Below are 25,252 nucleotides of genomic sequence, written 5' to 3' on the forward strand. Positions count from 1 at the left end.
AGATGATGTCTGGGATTATAAGCCCAGCGTGGCGAAATGCCCATCTTGATCTCCCAAGGGTGGAAGTGTGAAGGTGAAGGACACGGCAAAAGGCTGAAGGCCCGGCGATGCGCGTTCGTTTCCTCCACCATTCCGATGCCATCGTCCATGAAGAGGCGAACGGGCGCCGCACGGCGCCACGGTCCTTGACCGCCACAGACCGGCAGCGCATCGGCGATTGGCTGAACCGCTATTCGGATATCCTGGAACAGGGCGCCAAGACGAACCATGGCGAGGCCGATCTGCTGGCGCTGGGGCGGGAGATCGCCGACTGGCTGGATGGGGCGGAGCGCTGGCTGTCCGGCCTGCTGCGCCCCGGTGCGGCAAGGCCGCTGGAAATCGAATTCGTCGCCGAGGATCCGGAGCAGGACGGCGCGTCCGACTTTCTGTCCCTACCCTGGGAAATCCTGGCGACCGCCAAGGGCTTCCTGGCCGCCGACGCGACGCTTGGCTTTTGCCCGATACGTCGTGTCGGGATTGCGGCGCCCTCCCGTCCGCCCGCCGACGATCACGCCCTGACCATCCTGTTCCTGTCGGCGACGCCGCAGGGGGAGAGCGAGCTTTGGGTGGAGCAGGAGGAGGTGGCAATCCTCAAGAGCGCCGGACGCCTGCCGCTGGATCTGGTGGTCGAGGATGGCGGAACGCTGGACGACCTGCGCGAGCGCCTCAGCCTGGAATGGCCGGTGGAGGTGCTGCATCTGTCCTGCCATGGCCTTGCCGGCCGGGACGGCACACCGCCGATGCTGGCTCTGGAGGATGAGCTTGGCGCCTGCGACGCCATCGACCCGGTGGTCTTCCTCGACGCCCTGGGGCCGGACCGTCGCCCGCGCCTGCTGTTCCTGTCGGCCTGTGAGACGGCGGCGGATGCCGCCGGGGTCGATCCATTCATCCTGCCGATGATGGCGGCGGGACAGCCGGCGGCCATCGGCTGGGCCGGATCGGTCTATGACAGCAACGCCAGCGCCTTCGCCGCGGCACTCTATCAGCGGATCGCTGGCGGTGACCGGCTGGAGGCGGCGGCTTTCTCCGCCCGTCGCGCAATGCTGGCGCCGCCGAACGGGCAGAACCGTCTGCCCCACTGGCACCTCGCCCGGCTGTTCCTGAGCGGCGATGGCGGCGGCGCCCTATGCCGGCCACGGGCGCGGCGGCGGCAGCGGCCGTTCGACCATGCCGAAAGTCGCTTTTTCGGCAACAACAGGAAGGTGCCGGTGGTCGGCCGCACCGGCTTCGTCGGCCGGCGACGCGAGGTGCAGCGTGCCCTGCGTGTCCTGCGCGACCGGCCGCGCGGCTGTGCCGGGCTGCTGCTGCATGGCGCCGGACATCTGGGAAAATCTAGCCTCGCCGCCCGCATCGCCGACCGGATGACCGGGCATGAGCCGGCGGTGGTCTATGGCGCCTGCGACATCGATTCTGTGTGGGAAGCGCTGGCCGTTGCCCGTCCCGGTTTCAATGACCGGCTGGGGCTGGACCCGGCGGTTTTGCGCGGCCGGCCGGATGCGATCCACGCCGCCATGCGCCGCGTGCTGGAAGGGCCGTTGCGGGATGAGCCGGTCCTGCTGGTGCTGGACGATTTCGAACAATGCCTGGACCTATCGGCCACCGGCCGTCCGACGGTGAAGGTCGCGGCGCTGCCGGTGCTGGAGGCACTGCTGCGTGCCTTCGTCGAGTCCTCGGGCGACAGCGCGCTGCTGATCACCTGCCGGTTCCGCTTCGCCCTGGCGGAACGGCTGAAAGGGACATTGGAGGAAATCCCGCTTCATCCCTTCGATACCGGCACCCGTCTGAAACAAGCCACGAGCCGGCTGCGCGACTGCAAATCGGGCGATCTCGCCGATGATCTGCTGGAGCGTTGTATGGAGGCGGCGCGGGGCAATCCGGGGCTTCAGGATCTGCTGATCGCACTGGCGTTGAGCGCCCCGGACAAGGCGGAGCGGGCGGTGGCGGCGCTGGACGGTTGGCTGGCCGGCACCGAACGGCCGGACGACGCGGAGTGTGCCGAGCGGCTCGACCATCTGATGCTGGACACGCTGTGGGAATGCGTCGATGCGGACGGGCGGCGGCTGTTGCGTGCCGTCGCCGGCATCGAACTGCCGCTGCCGCTACCAGCCTTGTCGGTTCTGGCTCGCCATGTCGGGATGGCGGATGCGGCGTTCGACCGGCTGCTGTCGCTGTCGGTGTTCGACCTGTTCCGCGACGTGGTGGAGCCGGACCGGCCGGCGGCCGCTGCCTGCCACTTGCTGACTCCCCGCATAGTGGCGCTGGAGTCGATGACCGAGACCGAGACTGCGGACATCGCGCGGGCGTTGCTGCCGGCGCTGTTCCTCGAATGGGAGGATGATGGTAAGCGGCCATTTGAGGCCGATGTAGTGCTGACAGAGCTAGCGTTGCGAGCCGGTGACAGAAATGTGCTACAGGCGGCTGCGCATCATACTATTTGTTATCTGATTGAGACGCATCGTTATCGTAGAGCGGCTGAAATGGGCCGCTGCTCAATTATGTTGATCGAGGGCGGTGGCTTGTCGCCGCCCGTGCAGCTACTGCGACAAGTAGCCAGAGCCACATTATTGACTGGTGATGCTGGGTTCGCCCATAAATGTTTGGGACGAGCAATGGAAAGGTTGAGTGAGGTTGCCGGTTCCAATGATTTAGGAGGAATTCGTACAGAGTATGCGCGACTGTTGGCTCAGGATGGTAAACCCGAGCAGGCTCTAGAAGTATTCAATATTAATCTTGAGCTTTACCGAGATCAGGGAAATAAGCGCTCTTGCGCCATCGTATTGGGAGAAATCGCGCGCTTAAAGGCTAATCGTGGTTTTGTCGTCGAGGCATTATCACTATATGATGAAGCGCTTAGCCTGGTTAATGAGCTTGGCGACATGCAAGGTCGAGCGGTTACGCTAGGAGAAATTGCTCGTCTGAAAGCCAATCGCGGATATTTGGATGATGCGCTTTCTCTTTATCATGAGATTCTGGAAATAGTTACAGACCTTGGTGATGTGCAAGGGCGATCAGTTATATTGGGAGATATCGCTCGCCTGAAAACTAATGTTGGGTGCTGGGATGATGCATTGTCTCTTTATCAAGAGATTTTGGAAATAGTTAATGATATTGGCGATGCACAGGGTCAGGCGGTTGCGCTAGGAGATATTGCTCGCCTGAAAGCCAAACGTGGATTTACGGATGAAGCATTGTCATTACACCAGGAAAGGCTTGCAATTGTTAGCAAGCTCGGAGATGTCTGGGCTCGAGCTGCTGCGTTAGGAGATATCGCGCGTTTAAAAGCTGATCGTGGTTTTGTGGACGAGGCGCTTTCTCTCCATGAGGAGGGGCTTGCGATTTACCAGCAACTTGGAGATGTAAGGTCACGAGCTGTGACGCTCGGTGACATTGCACGTTTAACGGCCGCCCGTGGCTTTGTGGACGAGGCGCTTTCTCTACAAGGGGAAAAACTTGAGGTTGTCACTGATCTTGGCGATATACGGTCACGAGCTGTAACACTTGGAGACATTGCGCGTTTAAAAGCTGGTCGTGGCTTTGTAGATGAGGCGCTGACTTTGCACCATGAGCGGCTTGCGATCTACGAGCAGCTTGGCGATGTACAGTCGCGTGCCGTAGCGCTTGGAGACATCGCGCGTTTAAGGGCTGGCCTTGGTTTTGTGGATGAGGCCCTATCTCTGCACGATGAGCGGCTTGCAATCTACGAGCAACTAAGTGATTTAGACGGGCAAGCTAATTGTCGGTGGTCCAGGGCGATACTTCGCTTGGACAAACCAGAAATCGAAGATGGAGAGTTCGAATCTGCTTTGGAAGATCTAATATTTTCCTATCGGATCCTGAAAGAAATCGGTCAAGCCGATGGAATAGCTACGGTTGGATTCGATTTGGCGCAGTTGCTAGAGGCCTTTGAGCAGTATGGTGAGGCTCGTGCCATTGCTAATCGGTCTTTAGAGATATACATCCAACTTCGTTGGACTAATGCAGCCGAGACCGTTCAAGAATTCATTGCTAACTTGCCGTCTGACTGACTGAAATTTTTAATCATTTAGGTGTCTGATGTAAATATTTCAGGGCAATCGCTGGCGACGCGCGGTTGGGAGGCTCATAGGCAGGTTCGAACACATGTGAGTCGCAATAATAATAATAGGAGTAATGAAACTGTCCGGCCCCCTTACCTCGCTTGCTCAATGTTCTCCTTTTAGTTGTGCACCTATCTCCTCCCAGAGCGAGATTTCGTAAGATTTGAGTTCTTTACAAAACTGATAACGCGGCCTCAGCCTAACGCCCAAGCCCCCGATACAGCTCCATGTACTCCTCCGCCGGCCCGTGCCAGCCGAAGTCCCGCGTCATGGCGCGGCGCTGCATCGCCTGCCAGCGGTCGGGCTTGCGGTAGACGCTCATCGCCCGGCGCAGCGCCCACACCAGTTCCTGCCCCGTCGCGTTGACGAACTGGAATCCCGTCGCGCTGCCGTCGGCGCTCGCCGCCGGGTTGGCGTCGATCACCGTGTCGGCGAGGCCGCCGGTGCGGCGGACCAGCGGCAGGGTGCCGTATTTCAGGGCGTAGAGCTGGGTCAGGCCGCAGGGCTCCGACCGCGACGGCACCAGGAACAGGTCGGCACCGGCCTGGATGCGGTGGGACAGCGGCTCGTCATAGCCGATGCGCACACCGATGGACTGCGGATGCCACTGGGCAAGCTGGCGGAACCCGGCCTCGCTGGAGGCATCGCCGCTGCCCAGGACCACCAGTTGGCCGCCCCAGGACACCCATTGGCCCGCCGCCTCCAGCACCAGGTCGAGGCCCTTGTGCCAGGTCAGGCGGCTGACCACGGCGGCCAGCGGCGCGTCAGCGCGGCGGTCCAGGCCGAAGGCGGATTGCAGGTCGGCCTTGCAGGCGTCCTTACCACCAAGGTCGTCGGGGGTGTAGCGGGCGGGCAGATGCGGGTCGGTCGCCGGATCCCACACCGCGTAATCGACGCCGTTCAGGATGCCGGTCAGCACGTCGGAGCGGGTGGCGAGCAGCCCTTGCAGGCCGGTGCCGTGCTCGGCGGTCTGGATCTCGTTGGCGTAGGTCGGGCTGACCGTGGTCAGGCGGTCGGCATAGAAGCAACCGGCCTTCAGGAAGCTGATGTTGCCGTAATACTCGACGCCATCGACGCGGAAGCTGGAGGAGGGCAGGCCGAGGTCGCCCATCATCCAGGGGCCGAACAGGCCCTGATAGGCGATGTTGTGGATGGTCAGCACCGTGCCGGGGCGGAAGGGGCCGGCGAAACGGTCGGGGCGCAGGGTCAGATAGGCGGGGATCAGCGCCGCCTGCCAGTCATGGCCGTGCAGGATGTCGGGCCGCCACCAGGGATCGTAGGATTTCTCCGCCGCGAAGCCGGCGGCGACCCAGGCGAGTGCGGCGAAGCGCAGGGCGTTGTCGGCCCAGTCCTTGCCGTCCGGCCCGAGATAGGGGTTGCCGGGACGGTCGTACAGCGACGGCGCCTTCAGCGCATAGGCGAGAACCCCGTCGGCGGTGCGGCCGATGCACAGCTGGGCGCGGTCGCAGCCGGGCAGGTCGGTGATCAGGTCGCCGACCTCATGCAGGTTCTGCAAACTGTTCAGGACGGCGGGATAGCCCGGCAGCAGCAGGCGGACATCGGCGCCGGCGGCGTTCAGGGCCGGCGGCAGGGCGGCGGACACGTCGGCCAGCCCCCCCGTCTTGACCATCGGGTAGCATTCGGACGTGACGTAGAGGACGCGCATCGGGAAGGCACTCGGCGATAGGCGGGAGGGGTGAAAGGCGGGAGGGTGTGGACATGGTATAGCGCCGATGCGGGTCCGGTGGGGAGCCGGACCGCATCGGCGCGGGCCATGGGGCAGGGGAGGGCGGCGAAATGCCGCCTTACTCCTTCGGCAGCTTCTCGATCATCTCGCGGGTGATCAGGACGACGCCGCCCTCGCTGCGGTGGAAGCGCTTGGCGTCCAGCTCCGCGTCCTCGCCGACGACGAGGCCGTTGGGGATGCTGACGCCGCGGTCGATCACCACCTTCTTCAGGCGGCAATGGCGGCCGATGTCGCATTCCGGCAGGACCACCGCCTCGTGCAGCTCGCTGTAGGAGTTGACGCGGACCGAGCTGAACAGCAGCGAGCGGCGCACGGTGGAGCCGGAGATGATGCAGCCGCCCGACACCAGGCTGTCGATCGCCGTGCCGCGCCGGTTCTCGTCGTCGAAGACGAACTTGGCGGGGGGGAGCTGTTCCTGATAGGTGAAGATCGGCCAGTCGCGGTTGTACATGTTCAACTGCGGCGTGACGTGGCAGAGGTCGAGGTTGGCCTCCCAATAGGCGTCGATGGTGCCAACGTCGCGCCAGTAGGGGGCGTCGTCCGGCGCGTCGATGATGGCGCTGTCGGCATAGTCGTGGGCGATGATTCGCGCCCCGGTCTTCACCAGATGCGGGATGATGTCCTTGCCGAAATCGCGGCTGGAGCCGGGGGTGGCGACGTCGCGCTCCAACTGCTCGTAGAGGAACTGGGCATTGAAGACATAGATGCCCATGCTGGCCAGCGCCATGTCGGGGCGGCCGGGCATCGGCGGCGGGTCGGCCGGCTTCTCGACGAAGTCGATGATGCGGCGCTCCTCGTCGATGTGCATCACGCCGAAACCGGTCGCCTGGTCGCGCGGGACGGCGATGCAGGGGACGGTGACGTCGGCCTTGCGGTCGATGTGGTCGAGCAGCAGCGCGCCGTAATCCATTTTGTAGATGTGGTCGCCGGCCAGGATCAGGACATATTCCGGCTCGTGGTCGCGCAGGATGTCGAGGTTCTGGTACACGGCGTCGGCGGTGCCCTGGTACCACTCCGTCTCGCTGACGCGCTGCTGCGCCGGCAGCAGGTCGCAGAACTCGTTCATCTCGCCGCGGAAGACGTTCCAGCCGCGCTGGAGATGGCGCAGAAGGCTGTGAGACTTGTACTGCGTCAGCACGCCGATGCGGCGGAAGCCGGAGTTGACGCAGTTGGACAGCGCGAAGTCGATGATGCGGTACTTGCCGCCGAAATATGTGGCCGGCTTGGCCCGCCGGTCGGTCAGCTGCTTCAGACGGCTTCCGCGTCCCCCGGCCAGCACCAGCGCCACCGCACGTCGCGGTGCGAGGCGCAGATCCCGTTTGTCGAGCATGGCCGTTACCCCCTTTGCCTTATTCTTGCGGCCGCTCGGCTGCGGCCAATCCATATGGAGGCGTTGACGGTGCCACATCTCGCCGCCATGTCCAATAGGCGCGGCGGACGGTTGGCATCGGCTTACCCGCCGCAAGAGTGCTTCCCAGTCCTAGGAGGAAAGGTGGGCGTATGCCCCGCCCCTCCAAACGGACTGGATGGAAGAGGTAGGGTGTTGCGCCGGCACCGCTGCGATGCCGCCGCAATGGGCGGCTTTCGGGCCATGTCCTGCCCAAATTTTCATCATCTGCCGGAATGGCAGCCAGAATGCCGGGCAGACACGGGCTCAAAACGGGCTGCCGGCCCTGCCGTTCGGTCGAAAGCCCGGAATTTGCGGCGAAATGTCGGTTCCGAAATCTGCCTGTTTCCTGTGCAAACACCGGGTGCGACTCGTAGGAGGGTGCCCGTTCGGATGTCCCGGCCCGGGACAACCCTGACGATTCCAAGCCGTTTTCGACTGGCACGCTTCTTGTAACGCTGGAAGCGTCCTTGGTCCCGTCCGCCGCCCCGTCTTTGCCGGGGACGGGGCGACCGGGACGGGGTCGCCCCAGTGCGGTGGCTTGAGCGCGGAACACCTCCGGTGCCGCGCCGGCCGTAAGGGGGTGGGAGCGATTTTGGAGAAAGAGGAGCCTCGATGAACCGTCTGTTCCTTATGGCCGCACCGATGATGGCGGTTGCTCTGGGCGCGGTCGGCATGCCGGCCGCAGCCCTTGCCCAGGATCCGGCGGCTGCCGCCGCTGCCGCGGCTGCGGCTGCCGCCGCTGCTGCCGCGCCGGCGGCTCCGGCGCTGAATGGCGGCGACACCGCCTGGATGCTCATCTCCACCGCGCTGGTGCTGATGATGACCATCCCCGGCCTGGCGCTGTTCTACGGCGGCATGGTCCGCAAGATGAACGTGCTGGCGACGGTGATGCAGAGCTTCGCCATCACCTGCCTGATCAGCGTCCTGTGGTACGTGATCGGCTACAGCCTGGCCTTCACCGGCACCGGTGCCTATGTCGGCGGTCTCGACCGGCTGTTCCTCAACGGGCTCGACTTCTCGAAGGCCTTCGTGCTGGGCGAGGCGACGGGCTCGGGCGTCGCGACGACGATCCCCGAGCCGGTCTTCATGATGTTCCAGATGACCTTCGCGATCATCACCCCGGCCCTGATCACCGGCGCCTTCGCCGACCGCATGAAGTTCTCCTCCCTGCTGGTCTTCACCGCGCTGTGGTCGATCGTGGTCTATGCGCCGATCGCCCACTGGGTCTGGTACCCGTCGGGCTTCCTGTTCGGCCTGGGCGTGCTGGACTTCGCCGGCGGCACGGTCGTGCACATCAACGCTGGCGTCGCCGGCCTGGTCGCAGCGCTGGTGATCGGCAAGCGCAAGGGCTACCCGAAGGAAGCCTTCATGCCGCACAACCTGGTGCTGTCGCTGATCGGCGCCTCGCTGCTGTGGGTTGGCTGGTTCGGCTTCAACGCCGGTTCGGCCCTGACCGCCGGTCCGCGTGCCGGCATGGCGCTGGCCGCCACGCACATCGCCACCGCCGGTGCCGCCATGGGCTGGCTGTTCGCAGAGTGGATCGTCAAGGGCAAGCCGTCGATCCTCGGCATCATCTCCGGCGCCGTCGCCGGCTTGGTCGCGGTGACCCCGGCCGCCGGCTTCGTCGACCCGACGGGCGCCATCGTCATCGGCATCGTCGCCGGCGTGGTCTGCTTCTGGTCGGCCACCAGCCTCAAGCACATGCTGGGCTATGACGACAGCCTGGACGCCTTCGGCGTGCACGGCGTCGGCGGCCTGATCGGCGCCATCCTGACCGGCGTCTTCGCCAAGATGTCGGTGTCCAACAGCGAAGGCGGCTTCGCCTCCGTCCTCCAGGCCGACCCGAAGGCCACGCTGGGCCTGCTGGAAGGCAACGCCGCCGCCGTCTGGATCCAGGTCCAGGGCGTCCTCTACACCATGGTCTGGTGCGCCGTCGCCACCTTCGTCCTGCTGAAGGTCGTCGATGTGGTCATGGGCCTGCGCGTCGAAGAGGATGTGGAGCGCGACGGTCTCGACCTCGCCCTGCATGGCGAGAGCATCCACTAAGAACATCCCTTTCCCACGGGTCTCTCGCGAAAAGGCCGCCGGTTTTCCGGCGGCCTTTTTTCGTGTCCGATTGTTGCGCGGAGCGGAACGCTGTGGCGCGGGCGGGCCGGCTTCACGGCGGGGCTGCGAGGGACTACCTGTGGTGCATTGTCATTGTATCCGCTCAGGAGTTGCCGCCATGTCCGCCAAGCCAGCCGCCCCCGGTGTCCGCCCGGTGCTCGCCGCCGTGGAGGGCATGGCCACCTCCGACGGTGCCGGGGTCAGCATGACCCGCATGCTGGGCAGCCCCCGCCTGCGCACGCTCGACCCCTTCCTGATGCTGGACCTGTTCGGGTCCGACCAGCCGACCGATTATCTGGCGGGATTCCCCGACCATCCCCACCGCGGGTTCGAGACGGTGACCTACATGCTGGCCGGCCGCATGCGCCATGCCGACAACCACGGGCACGAGGGCGTGATCGAGACCGGCGGCGTGCAGTGGATGACCGCCGGCCGCGGCCTGATCCATTCGGAGATGCCGGAGCAAACCGAAGGGCTGATGCGCGGCTTCCAGCTGTGGATCAACCTGCCGGCCCGGCTGAAGATGACCGAGCCGCGCTATCAGGAGTTCCCGGCCGCCTCCATCCCGGTGGAGCGGCGCGAGGACGGGGCGACCGTCACCGTCATCGCCGGCGACACCGCCCGCGGCACGGCGGGCCCGGTGCGGGCCGAGGCGACCGACGCCCGCTATTTCGACGTGACGCTGCCGCCGTCGGTGGCCTTCGCCGAGCCGCTGCCGGCCGGGCACACCGCCTTCCTGGTGCTGTTCGAGGGCACGCTGGCTGTCGGGGGCGACGCTCCGCTTTCCGGGCCGCGGGTGATCGTGGTGGGCGACGGCGAGCGGGTGGAGGCGGTCGCCGGGGCTGACGGCGCGCGCTTCCTGCTGCTGGCCGGCGAGCCCATCGGCGAGCCCATCGCCTGGGGCGGCCCCTTCGTCATGAACACGCGGGAAGAGGTGATGCAGGCCTTCCGCGACTTCGAGGAAGGCCGCATCTGATCCCTGGTGCGCGGCATCTCGTTCCTTGCACCCCCGCCACCGCCGGTTATCATGGCGCATTCCGTGTTAACACGAACGATGGCGGGGACGGGGCGATGCGTGCAAAGGGGCTGTTGGGTGGGGTCAAGGCGGTGGTCGCCTCGGCGCTGCTGGCCGTGACGATGATCGTAGCCCCGATGACGGCCAAGCCCGCCGCCGCGGTGGACGTCTCCAAGGCCGCGGCGGACTTCGGGCCGGAGGGCGCCTGGACCAACCAGTGCGACATCGACCGGATGACCGACAGCAAGACCTGCCGGCTGATGATCTACCGCCTGTTCGACGACGGGAAGGATGTCGGCTTCGTCGCGCTCAGCATCATTCCGACCGGCAACGACTTCCACCTGTTCCTGACCACCAGCCAGGGGCTGATCGACCGCTGCGCCATCCGCGTCGACCGCCAGCCGCGCATCGAATCGCATGTGGCGACGCTGAACATGTGCATGTTCCCGAACTTCGTGTCCGGCCGCGTCGCCGACCAGTTCCGCAACGGCTCGACCATCCTGGTCCGCGTCAACTCCCGCCTGGGCAAGCGCGACATCGATTTTCCGCTGAACGGCTTCTCCCGCACCTTCGAGGAGATGCAGCGCAGCCTGCAGTGAGGGTGATGCACAGGGAGATTTCTCGGGTGATCCACCCTGTGCATCCCCCTCACCCTAACCCTCTCCCCGGGGGGGAGAGGGGATTGTGCGCCTACCCCGGCAGCCGGTAGCCCGCCGCCGGCTCGTGCATCGGGCAGCCGTTCCGTTCCATGCGGAATTCGGCGGAGCGGTCATAGGCGAGGCGCCGGGCGCGCATGATCGAGCCCAGCGGCCGGTGCGCCGCCAGCCCATGCCAGGGGCTGAAGGACAGCCGGTCGTCGCCGGCACGCGACCGTTCCTCGCTCCAGGCCGTCTGCGGCGGCACGGTGATGCGGGCGATGGTGCGGTAGGGGCTCAGATCCTCCGGCCACACCACGCTGGCATCCTCCACCGGCATGCGTTCCTCGTCGGTGCGCAGCTGGGCGCGCAGCTCCCAGACGGCCTCGTGGTCGCGGAAGAACTCCGTCACCGCCTCGCGGATGCCGTTCGGCTTGCCGCTGAGGTCCAGCGGCGCGTTCTCCAGCGCGGTCAGGTTCGGCGAGACCGGCACGATCGACAGCTTGGCGATGTGATCGCCATGGCGCAATGCCGCCTGGCTGTAGAAGGTTTCGCCCAGGATGTGGGTTTCCGGGTGGCCGCCCAGCGTCTTCAGCGTCGCGCTTTCGCCGCCGAAGGCCTCCACCACCCGTTCGGCGACGCGCAGGCCGGCCGACAATACCTTCTTCGCGGTTTCCGCCCGGTCGGTGGTGGCGGCCAGCAGCTTCAGCGTCGACAGGAACTGCTTGGCATCGGGGGCCGAGAAGGCGGGGGCGTTGGCCATGACGAAATCCTGCGTGGCCTCACCCTCCGACCCCGGCAGCCGCTCGCCGGACACGCCCAGCACCTTCACCGCCAGACCGCGCGGGGTCGAGACGCTGTCGGGCAGGATGTCGCCCGGCGTCGTCGACAGCCGCAGGATCGCCGGATAGCTCTCCGCCTTCGCGAACAGTCCCTGGGCCAGTTCGGCCGGCAGGTCGTCCAGCACATCCAGCCGGCCGATCAGCAGCCCGTGGCTCTTGGCATGGACGCTGCGGTTGGCATGGCCGCTGTCCTCGAAGGTCTTGGCGCTGATCGACAGCATCGTCTCCGCCAGATCGTTGAAGACCTGCGCTTCATCGGGACCCGGATTTTCGACCGACGGCGTATAGGCCAGGGGCCTGGCAGTGCGCCGGGGGGTGGGCTGGGTGGAGGCAGCGGACACGGGCGGGGCTCCCGAAGAGGAGGAAAGGGCGGGGTGCAGCCAGGACAACAGCCGCGCACTGTCCTCTGTTCCGCAACGACGCGGCGGTGCTCTCCTGCGGCGCCAGCGCGAGAAGGCCGCCGGCAAGGATCCGCGATATCCTGGGCGGCTGTTGTGCATGTGCGAGAAGAGCGGGGCACCCATCGCGGTTTGCACTGCAAAACGAGAGGGCGGGATGCGCAAATAATCGATTGCGCCTGACGCGCGAGGATTCTGTAACTTCTCCAATCTTCTATGGAAAATTAACCATGAATACGGGGGAAGTCCTTAGCAAAAGACTCTGGCGCCGAAATGACTGCGCTGCATATCCTTTTGTCAGGAAAGGCCAAACCTCTCTACGTCTCCTGCGGCCGCGCGACATGCGGCCATCGGGGGGCGGCCGGACAAGCGAGCGAAGGGTGTCTCATGACCGGACGGAGCGTCATCTGGTCCTCCATATGGACGCGCGGCAGTGTCCTGCTGCTGGGGCTGCTTGTGCTGGCGACGATGTCGGTGCCGGCGGGCGGGCGGGCGACGCCGCCCAACCGGACGGTGCTGGTCCTGCACTCCTACCACCAGGGCTATGAGTGGACCGACGGACAGGCTGACGGCATCTCGGAAATGTTGGCGTCGGCGGCGCCCAATGCGCTGGGGATCCCCTATTACCTGGACTGGAAGCGCTTCCCCGACTCCGCCGGGATCGAGCGGCTGCGGGCGCTGATCGCCTATCGCCATCCGAAGGGCACCGTCGACGCCATCGTCTCCACCGACGATGCCGCGCTGTCCTTCGGCCTGGACTTGCGGAACGAGATTTACGGGCCGGTGCCGCTGGTGCATGGCGGCGTGCTGCCGATTTCGGCGCGGCGGCTGACCGAGCATGAGGCCAACGTCGTCGGCATCGACGAGGCCAAGGACATCGAGGGCACCGTGCGCATGGCGATGGCCGCCAATCCGCGGTTGCAACGCCTGTTCATCCTGCGCGATGATACCGAGACCGGCCTGGGGCTGGATGACGAGATCGAGGCGCTGGTCGCCGCCGGCCGCTTCCCCGCCGGGGTGGAGCGGCAGGTGCTGCCGGCGCTGCCCTTCGCCCGGCTGGAGGAGCGGCTGGCTGCCCTGCCGCCGGACAGCGCGGTGCTGCTGGGCACCTATGCCACCGACCCGGAAGGCCTGATCCTGCCGCCCGAGCAGTTCCTGGAACTGATGAGCGAAAAGAGCAGCGCGCCGATCTACGGCTTGCAGGAATTCCTGCTGGGCCACGGCATCGCCGGCGGCAGCCTGCTGAGCGGGCAGGAGCATGGCCGTGCGGTCGGTCGGCTGGCTGCCGCCCTGGTGAACGGCGTGCCGGTCGCCACCCTGGCGATGGAGCGGCGCCAGTCGGTCATCCGGGCCGCCGATTACGGCCAGATGCAGCGCTATGGGATCGATCCCGCGCGGCTGATGCCGCTCGACCGGCTGGTCGACAAGCCCTTCTCCTTCATGGAGACCTACCGCTGGCTGGTGGTGACGGTCGGCGGCGTGCTGCTGCTGCTGTTCGGCATGGTTCTGGTGCTGTCCGTCACGCTGCGCAGCCGGCGGAAGGCTGAGGCGGCGTTGCAGCGGAGCAACGAGGCGCTGACCGAGTCGCGCCGGCAGTTGCAGGCCAAGGTCGTCGAGCTGACCGTCAGCCAGGATGCGCTGCGCGAACGCGGGCGATGGATGCGGCTGGTGGCGGAGGCATCGCGCGACATCATCTGGACCTGGGACATCGTCAACGACGTCCGCGTCCTGTCCGGCCGGGTCGAGGAGCTGCTGGGCGTCGATGCCGCCAGCATCGATTCCCGTGCGGCCTGGTTCGACCGCATCCATCCGGAAGACCGGCCGCTGGCGGAGGAGGCGCTGCAACGCCACCTGTCGGGCGAACTGCCGGAATACCGGGTGGAATACCGGGTCCGCCATCGTGACGGTAATTACCTGTGGCTCTACGCCACCGGCAAGATCCTGTTCGATGGGGACGGGCAGGGCGGGACAGGAGGGCGGGGGAAGCCGGTGATGATGGGCGGCTCCTACACCGACATCACCGCGCAGAAGCGGCAGCAGGCGTGGCTGGACCATCTGGCCCATTACGATTCCCTGACCGGCCTGCCCAACCGGCTGACGCTGGAACAGCATGTCGACCGGCTGATCGCCACCACCAAGGCATCCGGCAATGCCGGGCCGCTGGCGCTGCTGTTCCTCGACATGGACAATTTCAAGTTCATCAACGACGGCTTCGGCCACAAGGCCGGCGACGAACTGCTGATGATGCTGGGGCTGCGCATCCGCAAGGGGGCGGGGGACGGGCTGTTCATCGCGCGGCTGGGCGGCGACGAGTTCGTGGTGGTGGTCCAGGGTGGCGAGGCCGGCGATCCGGCGGAGGTGGCGCAGCGGCTGGAACAGGCCTTCGCCGCCCCCTTCCTGGTCGAGGGACAGCATTTCTTCGTGACATGCAGCGTCGGCATCGCCCGCTATCCCTGGGACGGACGCTGCTTCGACGATCTGTTGCAGAACGCCGACACCGCCATGTACCGGGCCAAGGACAGCGGACGCGGGCGCATCTGCACCTTCACCGCCGACATGAACCTCAAGGTGGTGGAGCGCATGCGGCTGCTCAGCCGGGCCCGGCTGGCCTTCGACCGCCAGGCCTTCGCCGTGCATTACCAGCCGCAGGTGGCGACGCGCGACGGCCGGGTCCGCGGTTTCGAGGCGCTGATCCGCTGGACCGACCAGGAGCTGGGGCCGGTGTCGCCCGACCGCTTCATTCCGGTCTGCGAGGATTCCGGCCTGATCGTTCCGCTCGGCCTGTGGGTGCTGGAAACCGCCTGCATCGAGGCGGCCGGGCTGGCCTGCCGCGGGGCCGGCGACGTGACGATGAGCGTCAACATGTCGGCGGTCCAGCTGGCCCAGCATGATTTCGTGCCGCGGGTTCTGGAGATCCTGGACCGCACCGGCCTGCCGGCGAACCGGCTGGAGCTGGAAATCACCGAGTCGCAGATGATCGGCTCGCTCGATGCCGCCATCGGCAAGCTGAACGCGCTGCGGAAGGCCGGCATCCACATCGCGCTGGACGATTTCGGCACCGGCTATTCGTCGCTGACCTATCTGCGGACGCTGCCGATCAACACGCTGAAGCTGGACAAGGCCTTCATCGACGACGTCCACCGCCGGCCCGATGCGCGCAGCATGGTGTCGTCCATCTCGCGCATCGCCCACGATCTGCGGCACAGCGTAGTGGCGGAGGGAGTCGAAGAGGCGGCCCAGTGGGAGGTGCTGTCGCTGATGGGCTGCGACCTGATCCAGGGCTATTTCGTCAGCCGCCCGCTGCCGGCCGACCGCATCGATGCCTTCCTGGACGCCTGGGAGGACCGGCGGGCCGGCCTGCCGGTGATCCGCGACGATGTGGTGGTCGGCTTGCCCACCCAAGGGGCGAACCGGCCGTCCCTGCCGGTTTCGTAGGGGCCGGTTTCGTAGGGCCCGATTTCGTAGGGCCCGATTTCGTAGGGTTGGAATAGCGGCCCAGGGACTGCGGAATTCGCCAAGCTTCGACGGTTTGCATCCCTCTTCGGCTTGCGGGACCGTCGGCTTTCGGTGCAAACGCGAAACGCCCCGCAGGCTGGCTGCGGGGCGTTTTGAACGCGGGGCTTTTGGGACCGGAGGCGCCGGGCTCAGTGCCGCGTGCGGGCCGGGGTGATGTAGACGCCGTCCCAATCGACGCCGAACAGGGCATCGTCGCCGGCCTCTTCGACCAGATCGTCATATTCGTGGGCCTCGATCAGCCCGAAGATCGAGGCGGTGCCGGAGGCGTCCAGGTCGCAGGTCACCACATGGCCGCCGACCTCGACGGAGGTGAAGAACACTTCCGGCAGCTCCATGCTGTCCAGGTCGGCGGTAACGGCGGCTTCGATCTCGTGGATGGAGCGGGCCGACAGCGACACGCGCAGCTTGGCCGCCTGGGAGGCCCAGACGATGCGCTTGACGTGCGCGGGCTCCTTCATCTCCGCGACGCCCGGCGCCTCGTCGCCTTGGCCGGCCATCGCAATCATCCGGGAAACCAGGGTCGAGGTGCTGCTGGGTGCGCGCATGAAAGCCTCCGCTCGTTCGATGACGACAGATTTGCGCGCAGGCGGTTAACGGGGTCTTAAGCCGGTACCGGGGCTAAAGCCTTACCACCGGGGGAGTAGTCCTATCCTATCGGTTTTAGCGGCCGGCGAGTGCGGCGGCGACCCCCGCCGCGACCCGCGCGTTGTTGCGGATCAGCGCGATGTTGGCGGTCAGGCTGCGCCCGCCGGTAATCGCCTCCAGCGCCGCCAGCAGGTGCGGGGTGATGTCCTTCCCCTTGATTCGCCTGGCATCCGCGTCGGCCAGCGCCTGGGCGACCGCCGCCTCCATCGCATCGGCGTCGAGTTCGTCGACGGCCGGGATCGGGTTGGCGAGCAGCACGCCGCCCTCCAGGCCCAGCTGCCATTTCGTCCGCAGGATTTCCGCCACCTCCTGCACGTTGTCACAGCGATGATCGACGGAGAGGCCGCTGCGGCGACTGTAGAAGGCGGGAAATTCCTCGGTGCCGAAGCCCAGGACCGGCACGCCGCGGGTTTCCAGCAGCTCCAGCGTCTTGGGCAGGTCGAGAATCGACTTGGCCCCGGCGCAGACGACGCAGACCGACGTGCGGGCCAGCTCGTCGAGGTCGGCGGAAATGTCGAAGCTGGTCTCCGCCCCGCGATGGACGCCGCCGATGCCGCCGGTGGCGAAGACCGGGATGCCGGCCAGCCGCGCCCCGATCATCGTCGCCGCCACCGTGGTGGCGCCGAACGCCCTGGTCGCCAGGGCGACGGGCAGGTCGCGGCGGCTCAGCTTGCGCGCAGCATGGCCGGCGGTCGCCAGCCGCTCCAGCGCCTCGTCGTCCAGCCCGATTCGGATGCGCCCGTCCATCACCGCGATGGTGGCGGGGAGGGCGCCTGCGGCCCGCACCTCCGCCTCCAGCGCGCGGGCGGTCTCCAGATTGCGCGGATAGGGCATGCCGTGGGAGATCACCGTCGATTCCAGCGCCACCACCGGGTGCCCCGTGGCGAGCGCGTCGGCGATTTCGGGGGTCGGCAGCAGGATCGGGTGCATGCGCTGGGTCTCCGCTATGAGCGCCCTATATTAGGACGCATGTCCGCTGCACACCAATCCAATCAGGGGGGCGCCAATCCAAGCCGTCCCCATCCCGACACCTGGATCAAGGTCCTGCCCGAGGGACTCTTCGTCGAGCCGGGGGGCTTCTACATCGACCCGGTGCGCCCGGTGGAGCGCGCGGTCGTCACCCACGGCCATTCCGACCATGCAAGGCCGGGCAACCGCTCCGTGCTGGCGACGTCGGGCACGCTCGCCATCATGCGCCAGCGGATGGGCGAGGGGGTGGGCGGCAGCCTGCAGGCGCTGGACTATGGCGAGACCCTGCGCATCGGCGACGTGACGGTGCGGATGGTGCCGGCCGGCCATGTGCTGGGCAGCGCCCAGGTGGTGATGGAGCATGCCGGATCGCGCGTGGTGGTGTCGGGCGACTACAAGCGCCGGCTCGACCGCACCTGTGCGCCGTTCGAGCCGGTGCCCTGCGACGTCTTCGTGACCGAGGCGACCTTCGGCCTGCCGGTGTTCCGCCATCCGCCCGACCTGGGCGAGGTATGTAAGCTGCTGCATTCGATGGCGCTGTTCCCGGAGCGCAGCCACGTCGTCGGCGTCTATGCGCTCGGCAAATGCCAGCGGCTGATCACGCTGCTGCGGGCGGCGGGTTACGACCGGCCGATCTGGCTGCATGGCGCGCTGGAGCCGCTCTGCCGGCTCTACAGCAGCCTGGGGGTGGAGTTGGGCGAGCTGCGCCCCGCCACAGTGGCGGCGAAGGAGGAGTTGAAGGGCGCCCTGGTGCTGGCCCCGCCGGCGGCGGTGGCCGACCGCTGGGCCCGGCGGCTGGCCGATCCGGTGGTGGCGGTGGCGTCGGGCTGGATGCGGGTGCGCCAGCGCGCCCGCCAGCGCGGGGTGGAACTGCCGCTGGTCATCTCCGACCATGCCGACTGGGACGAGCTGTGCCAGACGCTGGAGGATGTCGGCGCGCCGGAGGTCTGGGTGACCCATGGCCGGGAGGAGGCGCTGGTCCATTACGCCACCGGCCGCGGCATCCGCGCCCGCGCGCTGGCGCTGATCGGCTTCGAGGACGAGGACTCGGAAGGGATGCCGGAGAAGGCCGGCGAAGGAGAGGCGTCGTGAACCGCTTTGCCGCGCTGATCGACGCGCTGGTCTTCATGCCGTCGCGCAACGGCAAGATCCGCCTGCTGGTCGAGCATTTCGCCACCGTGCCGGATCCCGAGCGCGGCTGGGCGCTGGCGGCGCTGACCGGGGCGCTCAGCTTCCGCGAGGCCAAGCCGGCGGCGATCCGCGAGCTGGCCGCCACGCGGGTCGATCCGGAGCTGCTGGCGCTGTCCTACGACTATGTTGGCGATCTGGCGGAGACGGTGGCGCTGATCTGGCCGGAACGTCCTGAGCGTGCCAACAGCCTGCCGCCCAGCCTGGACGAGGTGGTGGAGGCGCTGCGCGCCGCCAAGCGCGGGCAGGTGATCGGGCTGGTGGAGGGCTGGCTCGACACGCTCGACTCGTCGGGGCGCTTCGCGCTCTTGAAGCTGATCACCGGGGCTCTGCGCATCGGCGTCTCCGCCCGGCTCGCCAAGACGGCGCTGGCGGAGTGGGGCAAGGCGGCGCGGCCGGAGGTGAGCGTCGACGACGTCGAGGAGGTCTGGCACGGGCTGACCGCCCCCTATGCGGAGCTGTTCGCTTGGCTGGAGGGGAGGGCGGAGCAGCCGGCGACCGGGGCCGGGGCCGGCTTCCGCCCGATGATGCTGTCCCACCCGCTGGAGGAGGAGGACCGCGCCGGGCTCGACCCCGCCGCCTATGCCGCGGAATGGAAATGGGACGGCATCCGCGTGCAGATGGTGGCGCGCGGCGGAGAGCGGCGGCTCTACAGCCGCACCGGCGACGACGTGTCCGGCGCCTTTCCCGACATCGTCGATCACATGAGCTTCGACGCGGTGCTGGATGGCGAGCTGCTGGTGGCGCGCGACGGGGTGGTGGCGCCCTTCAACGATCTGCAGCAGCGGCTCAACCGCAAGACGGTGACGGCGCAGATGCTGCGCGACGGGCCGGCCTGGGTGCGGCTCTACGACATCCTGTTCGACGGCGACGAGGATCTGCGCGGCCTGTCCTTCGTCGAGCGGCGCGCCCGGCTGGAGCGCTGGTACGAGACGGTGCGGCCGCGGCGGATGGATTTGTCGCCGCTGGTGCCGTTCGACCGGTGGGACGAGCTGGTGGAACTGCGCGAGGGCGCGCGGGAGAACGGCATCGAAGGGCTGATGCTGAAGCGGCGCGACAGCGCCTATCTCGCCGGGCGGCCGAAGGGACCGTGGTTCAAGTGGAAGCGCGGGGCGCTGACGCTCGACACCGTGATGATGTACGCCCAGCGCGGCCACGGGAAGCGGTCGAGCTATTATTCGGACTACACGTTCGGTGTCTGGCGCGGCGAGGAGCTGGTGCCGGTCGGCAAGGCCTATTCCGGCTTCACCGACGCCGAACTGGTCGAGTTGGACCGCTGGGTGCGCAACCACACCACCCGCCGCTACGGCCCGGTGCGCGAGGTGGAGGCCGGGCTGGTGCTGGAGGTCGCCTTCGACAGCGTGCACCTGTCGAACCGGCACAAGAGCGGGCTCGCCATGCGCTTCCCCCGCATCCACCGCATCCGCTGGGACAAGCCGGCGCATGAGGCCGACCGGCTGGAGACGCTGGCGGCGATGGTGGCGGGGTAGGGCGGGACGCCCTACCGCAGCGGGGCGGTCACCACGTCGACGGAGGTTTCCGCCACGGTGCCGACCACGTCGACGGCGGTGCCGGCGATGCTGGCGGCACCGCTCGCCACCCCGGCGACGGCGCCGCAGCCGGTCAGCGAACCGCCGAGCAGCAGCAGGGCGGCGAGCGGAAGAAGGCGGCGCGGGGCGGGGCGGCGGGACATGGCGTCCTCCAAAAAACCGGAAACGGATACGGATACAGGTCCGGTGGCGATTGCAGCACGCAATTCCGACCGAAAGGTTAATCCCGGCATTTGCCGCAAGAGCGGTGAATTCCGCCTCCGCCTGATGCAGTGCCCTTTCCAGGTCGGTGCCGAGTATTACAAGTAATTCATCGCGGTGTAATACCTTGATGTAGGTTCTCGCAAGGGCGCGGACGGGTTACAGGAGATGGGCATGGCTGTCATGAAGAATTCTCCGTCATCCATGGCTGTTTCCGCATAGCCGTATTCAACTCCGGCCCCATATCTGGCTTGCCGACCGAGGAAAGATGTCTGCAATCGATTGACTGGTTGGGAAAGACACAGATGCGCGACGGTTCCTTTGCCGATCTCATCGCCCCCTATGACCGGGTGGCGCTCGTCCTTCAGGGTGGCGGCGCGCTCGGCGCCTATCAGGCGGGCGTCGTCGAGGGGCTGTTCGAGCACGACATCCATCCGACCTGGGTGGCCGGCGTGTCGATCGGCGCCATCAACGCGGCGCTGATCGCCGGCAACCCGCCGGAGCGGCGCTGCGCCGCGCTGTCGGAGTTCTGGAGCCGCATCGCCCCGCCCTCGCCCTGGGAAGGGGCGGAGACGCTGTGGCGGCGGCTCGATCCCGACGGGCCGTCGATCTCGGTCCTCAACCAGTGGAGCGCGTGGCGGACGGCGCTGTCCGGCCAGCCCGGCTTCTTCCGGCCGCGGCCGGCGGTGGAATGGGCGGCGGCCGGTCCCTTCGCCGGGCCGACCAGTTTCTACGACACCGCCCCGCTGAGGAAGACGCTGGAGGATCTGATCGACTTCGACCGGATCAACCGCGGCGACATCCGGCTGTCGCTGGGGGCGGTCGACGTGCTGACCGGCAACTCGATCTATTTCGACACCGAGACCCACCGGATCGGGCCGGAGCATGTGATGGCGAGCGGCGCCCTGCCGCCCGGCTTCGCCCCCGTCGAGATCGACGGCGGCTTCTATTGGGACGGCGGGCTGGTCTCCAACACGCCGCTCGACCATGTGCTGGAGGACCGGCCGCGCCGCGACACGCTGGTCTTCCAGGTCGATCTGTGGAGCGCCATCGGGCAGGTGCCGCGCGGCATGTCGGAGGTGCTGGAGCGGCAGAAGGACATCACCTATTCCAGCCGCACCCGCTTCAACACCGACAAGGTCACCTACGAGCAGACCCTGCGCAACCAGCTGGTCACGCTGCTCGACCGGCTGCCGGAGGATCTGCGGGACACGCCGGAGGCGAAAGCGCTGCGGGGCGCCGCCTGCGAGGCGGCGGTCAACATCATCCACCTGATCTACCGCCGCAAAAGCTACGAACGCGACAGCAAGGACTACGAGTTCTCCAACGCCGGCATGCGGGAGCATTGGGAAAGCGGCCGTGCCGACACCCTGGCCACGCTTGCCCACCCGGACTGGCTGGCGATGCCGCCGCGGCTGGGCGGACCCGTCACGCACGACCTGCTGCGCGACGACGGAAAGCCGGACTGACCGGACATCACCGAAGAGACACCCTCACCGACATCTCGATCGAGAAGGAGCGGACCCATGCGCTTGCAGGACAAAGTCGCCGTCATCACCGGGGCGGCGAGCGGAATCGGGCTTGAGATCGCCCGGACCTTCGCCCGCGAGGGCGCCAAGATCGTCATCGCCGACCTGAACCAGGCCGGTGCCGATGCCGCCGCGGCCAGCCTGGACCCCACGGGCAAGCGGGCTCTCGGCGTCGCCATGGATGTGACCGACGAGGCCCAGGTCGATGCCGGCATGGCCCGCGCCGCCGACGCTTTCGGCCGCATCGACATCCTGGTCAGCAATGCCGGCATCCAGACCGTGGCGCCGGTCGAGCAGTTCGAGTTCGCCAAGTGGAAGCAGCTCCTGTCCATCCATCTGGACGGCGCCTTCCTGACCACCCGCGCCGCCCTGCGGACGATGTACAAGCAGGGCAGCGGCAGCATCATCTATATGGGGTCGGTCCACTCCAAGGAGGCGTCGGCGCTGAAGGCGCCCTACGTCACCGCCAAGCATGGGCTGATCGGCCTTGCCAAGGTGGTCGCCAAGGAAGGCGCGGCACATGGCGTGCGCGCCAACGTGATCTGCCCCGGCTTCGTCCGCACCCCGCTGGTCGAGAAGCAGATTCCCGAGCAGGCCAAGGAGCTCGGCATCTCCGAAGAGGACGTGGTGAAGAAGGTGATGCTGAAGGAGACCGTCGACGGCGAGTTCACCACCGTCGAGGACGTCGCCCAGGCCGCCCTGTTCTTCGCGTCCTTCGAGTCCAACGCGCTGACCGGCCAGTCGCTGGTCGTCAGCCATGGCTGGTTCATGCAGTAAGCCGTCCGACGGCAGCCGGAATGGAAAAAGGCGTCGGGTCATCGGCCCGACGCCTTTTCCGTTTCAAGATGCACCGATCTGGTCAGAGGCGGTTTGTCCCCCCCCTCTCAGAACTCCTTCCAGTCGTCGTCGTCGCTGGTGCTGTGCTTCAGGACCGGGACCGCGGCGGCGGTGGTGCGGGTGGGTGAGTCGGCGCGGGCGGACGGCTTGGCCGTCGCATGGGCCGTGCCGTTGCCGCGGGCGGCGGGCTTCGCCGCCGGCTTGGCGGTGGCGCGGGTGGGAGCCGGAGCGCGGCGGGTGGTGGTGACCGCGGGTGCGGCCTGGACCGCCGCCATCGCGCGCGGCGCCTGGGCATAACCGAAGCCGGTCGTGCCGAAGCCGGCCGCCTGATCGAACTTGAAGAAGCCGACCAGCGACTTCAGGTCGGTGGCCTGTCCGCTCATCGCCTGGGCGGCGGCGGTGGTTTCCTCCACCAGGGCGGCGTTCTTCTGGGTCATCTCGTCCATGTTGGCGACGGTCGAGTTGATCTCGTCGAGCGCCGTCGCCTGTTCGGCCGAGGCCGAGGCCATCTCGGCGATCAGCGTCGCCACCTGCTGCACCCCGGACACGATGCCCTGCAGCGCGTCGCCGGCCTTGCTGACCAGATCGACGCCGTCCTTGACCTGGGCGTCGCTGTCCAGGATCAGGCCCTTGATCTCCTTCGAGGCCTGGGCGGAGCGCTGGGCGAGCTGCCGCACCTCCTGCGCCACCACGGCGAAGCCGCGCCCGGCGTCGCCGGCCCGCGCCGCCTCCACCGCCGCGTTCAGCGCCAGCAGGTTGGTCTGGAAGGCGATCTCGTCGATCACGCCGATGATGTCGGTGATCTTGCGGCTGGATTCCTCGATCCGGCGCATCGCCTCGATGGCGGAGCCGGCGACGCCGCCGCCCGACTCGGCGGACCCGCGGGCCTGGGCCGCCATCACGTTGGCGCGCTGGGCGTTCTCGGCGTTGGAGCGCACGGTCGCCCCCAGCTCCTCCATGCTGGCCGCGGTCTCTTCCAGCGAGGATGCCTGCTGTTCGGTGCGGTCGGCGAGGTCGGAGGATCCCAGCGACACTTCCGCGGCGGCGGCGGCGATGGTCTCGGCGGCCTGGGTGATCTGGCCGACGATCTCCGTCAGACGGGTGGAGGTGGTGTTGACGTCGGTCTTCACCCGCTCGAAGGCGCCCTGGTAGTCGCGGGTGACTCGGCGGTTCAGGTCGCCCTGGGCCAGCGCCGACAGCACCTCGCCCAGGTCGGCGATCACCGCCTCCACCGTGTCGGTCAGGCGGTTGATGCCTTCCGACATGGTCCTGTAGAAGCCGTCCTTGCCGGCCAGATCGATGCGGCGCTCCAGGTCGCCCTTCGACACGGCGTCGATCAGGGTGGCGATCTCCTCGCCGATGGCCTGCTCGCGGGCGCGCTGGGCCTCGGCGGCGCGGCGTTCGGCCTCCAGCCTCTCGCGCTCCGCCTCGTCCATCCGCTTCTTCTCGATGGCGTTCTCCTTGAACACCAGCACGGCCTTGGCCATGCTGCCGATCTCGTCGCGGTTGGCGAGCGCCGGAACGTCCACCGTGAGGTTGCCGGCGGCCAGTTCGGTCATCGTGCCGGTCATCTGCACCACCGGGCGGACGATGGAGCGCGCGGTGACCAGCGCCACCAAGATGCCGATCATGAGAGCGCCGACCGCCATGCCGATCAGCAGGCTGCGGGTCTTCTCCATGTCGCTCTGCGAGGCGGACAGCACGGCTCCGCGCGCCTCCGCCTGGGAGGCGATGGTCTTCTCCACCAGGGTGGCGAATTCCTCCGCCTCGCCGGTCATGGTGCGGAAGGCCAGGGTCTGGGCATCGTTGACCGCGGCGACCACCCGGTTGAAGCTGTCCAGATAGCGAGTGGAGAGCTGGATCGTCTCCTCGACGTCGCGCTTCTGCACCGGGTCGGCGATGCGGGCCGACAGCGGGCCGGCCGCCTTGAGGAAGGAGTCCATCCGGCCGCGCGTCTCGTCCGCCGACTTCGCCGTCTGGTCCGTCAGGAAGCGCTGGGCGCTGAGGCGGGCGAGGACCAGCATCTCCTGCACCTGACCGGCGCGCGCCGCAGTCTCGAAATCGCCGGCGGCGATGCCGGCGGCGATCGTCCGGCTCAACCCTTCCCGCGCCTTCAGGCCGGCCGGCACCAGCTCGTCCGCCACCAGCCGGTCACGCTGCTCGCGCAGCTTGACCAGCTGGGCAAAGTTGGCGGTGTAGCTGTCGAACTGCCGGATCATCGCCTCCAGATTGGCGCGGCGGCCGGGATCCTGCGTGGCGTCGCGGATGGAGCGCAGCATGTCGCCGAGCTTCTTCTGCTGCGTCTGGATCGGAGCGATCAGGGCGTTGTTGCCGGAGAAGGAGTAGTTGACCGCGTTGCGGCGCATGTCCGACACCGAGCCGTCCACGTCGGACAGCCGCAGCGAACCGTCGGAGATCGTCGCGTAACGGGTGAAGCCTTCCTCCACCGTCGACAGGGACCGGACGCCCAGCGCTGCCACCAGGACGAGGAGGGCGAGGATCAGAAGGAAACCCACCTGGATGCGGGTGCCCACCTTGAAACGGCCGGCGAAGCTGGCGTTCTGCATGG

At 67.3% G+C, this 25,252-nt stretch carries 16 protein-coding genes; 9 read left to right on the forward strand and 7 right to left on the reverse strand.

The features are described from left to right. Positions 1-107 precede the first annotated feature (107 nt). Positions 108-4,064 (forward strand): tetratricopeptide repeat protein, encoded by a 3,957-nt coding sequence (locus TSH64_RS23155; protein ID WP_109448584.1) that lies wholly within the window; start codon positions 108-110, stop codon positions 4,062-4,064. Between the two features lie 250 nt (positions 4,065-4,314). On the opposite strand, the gene glgA is transcribed toward TSH64_RS23155, so the two are convergent. Continuing rightward, positions 4,315-5,781 (reverse strand): glycogen synthase GlgA, encoded by a 1,467-nt coding sequence (gene glgA, locus TSH64_RS23160; protein WP_109448586.1) that lies wholly within the window; start codon positions 5,779-5,781, stop codon positions 4,315-4,317. A gap of 139 nt (positions 5,782-5,920) precedes the next feature. Beyond that, complete coding sequence (glgC, locus tag TSH64_RS23165) at positions 5,921-7,192, reverse strand: glucose-1-phosphate adenylyltransferase (RefSeq protein WP_109448588.1); 1,272 nt, start codon at positions 7,190-7,192, stop codon at positions 5,921-5,923. Positions 7,193-7,864: 672 nt separating this feature from the next. Between glgC and TSH64_RS23170 the strand changes: the two genes are divergently transcribed. The 3 genes from TSH64_RS23170 (at position 7,865) to TSH64_RS23180 (ending at position 10,972) form a co-directional block, all read left to right on the forward strand. After that, positions 7,865-9,298, forward strand: coding sequence for an ammonium transporter (locus tag TSH64_RS23170; RefSeq protein ID WP_109448590.1), 1,434 nt, complete (start codon positions 7,865-7,867; stop codon positions 9,296-9,298). A gap of 178 nt (positions 9,299-9,476) precedes the next feature. Further along, positions 9,477-10,334, forward strand: coding sequence for a pirin family protein (locus TSH64_RS23175; protein WP_109448592.1), 858 nt, complete (start codon positions 9,477-9,479; stop codon positions 10,332-10,334). Positions 10,335-10,429: 95 nt separating this feature from the next. Beyond that, positions 10,430-10,972 carry a hypothetical protein gene (locus TSH64_RS23180; protein WP_109448594.1) on the forward strand — a complete coding sequence of 181 codons (543 nt, stop codon included), beginning with the start codon at positions 10,430-10,432 and terminating at the stop codon, positions 10,970-10,972. Positions 10,973-11,063: 91 nt separating this feature from the next. Here TSH64_RS23180 and TSH64_RS23185 read toward each other — a convergent pair whose 3' ends face one another. Continuing rightward, complete coding sequence (locus tag TSH64_RS23185) at positions 11,064-12,191, reverse strand: catalase family protein (RefSeq protein ID WP_247873102.1); 1,128 nt, start codon at positions 12,189-12,191, stop codon at positions 11,064-11,066. A gap of 444 nt (positions 12,192-12,635) precedes the next feature. On the opposite strand from TSH64_RS23185, the gene TSH64_RS23190 reads away from it, so the two are divergent. Then, entirely contained in the window at positions 12,636-15,683 is a 3,048-nt protein-coding gene (locus TSH64_RS23190; protein WP_109448596.1) for a GGDEF and EAL domain-containing protein, read from the forward strand. Positions 15,684-15,892: 209 nt separating this feature from the next. Here TSH64_RS23190 and TSH64_RS23195 read toward each other — a convergent pair whose 3' ends face one another. Further along, entirely contained in the window at positions 15,893-16,309 is a 417-nt protein-coding gene (locus TSH64_RS23195) for a hypothetical protein (protein ID WP_109448598.1), read from the reverse strand. Positions 16,310-16,424: 115 nt separating this feature from the next. Further along, the gene (locus TSH64_RS23200) at positions 16,425-17,339 is read right to left on the reverse strand and encodes a pseudouridine-5'-phosphate glycosidase (RefSeq protein WP_109448600.1); all 915 of its coding nucleotides are present in this window, start codon (positions 17,337-17,339) and stop codon (positions 16,425-16,427) included. A 39-nt stretch (positions 17,340-17,378) separates the two neighbouring features. Between TSH64_RS23200 and TSH64_RS23205 the strand changes: the two genes are divergently transcribed. Together TSH64_RS23205 and TSH64_RS23210 are read left to right on the forward strand one after the other, a co-directional pair. After that, on the forward strand, positions 17,379-18,470 hold the full coding sequence (locus TSH64_RS23205) for a ligase-associated DNA damage response exonuclease (RefSeq protein WP_109448602.1): 1,092 nt from the start codon (positions 17,379-17,381) through the stop codon (positions 18,468-18,470). Then, positions 18,467-20,056, forward strand: coding sequence for a cisplatin damage response ATP-dependent DNA ligase (locus TSH64_RS23210; protein ID WP_109448604.1), 1,590 nt, complete (start codon positions 18,467-18,469; stop codon positions 20,054-20,056). The genes TSH64_RS23205 and TSH64_RS23210 overlap by 4 nt, the downstream gene beginning before the upstream one ends. 11 nt (positions 20,057-20,067) lie before the next feature. On the opposite strand, the gene TSH64_RS23215 is transcribed toward TSH64_RS23210, so the two are convergent. Beyond that, positions 20,068-20,259 (reverse strand): hypothetical protein, encoded by a 192-nt coding sequence (locus TSH64_RS23215; RefSeq protein ID WP_109448606.1) that lies wholly within the window; start codon positions 20,257-20,259, stop codon positions 20,068-20,070. A gap of 363 nt (positions 20,260-20,622) precedes the next feature. Here TSH64_RS23215 and TSH64_RS23220 point away from each other — a divergent pair, with 363 nt between their 5' ends. Together TSH64_RS23220 and TSH64_RS23225 are read left to right on the forward strand one after the other, a co-directional pair. Beyond that, complete coding sequence (locus tag TSH64_RS23220) at positions 20,623-21,786, forward strand: patatin-like phospholipase family protein (protein ID WP_247873103.1); 1,164 nt, start codon at positions 20,623-20,625, stop codon at positions 21,784-21,786. Between the two features lie 57 nt (positions 21,787-21,843). Then, complete coding sequence (locus TSH64_RS23225) at positions 21,844-22,623, forward strand: 3-hydroxybutyrate dehydrogenase (protein WP_109448610.1); 780 nt, start codon at positions 21,844-21,846, stop codon at positions 22,621-22,623. Positions 22,624-22,730: 107 nt separating this feature from the next. On the opposite strand, the gene TSH64_RS23230 is transcribed toward TSH64_RS23225, so the two are convergent. Continuing rightward, entirely contained in the window at positions 22,731-25,250 is a 2,520-nt protein-coding gene (locus TSH64_RS23230) for a methyl-accepting chemotaxis protein (protein ID WP_109448612.1), read from the reverse strand. Positions 25,251-25,252: the final 2 nt, after the last annotated feature.

Source organism: Azospirillum sp. TSH64 (genome assembly GCF_003116035.1).
Classification (GTDB): Bacteria; Pseudomonadota; Alphaproteobacteria; order Azospirillales; family Azospirillaceae; genus Azospirillum.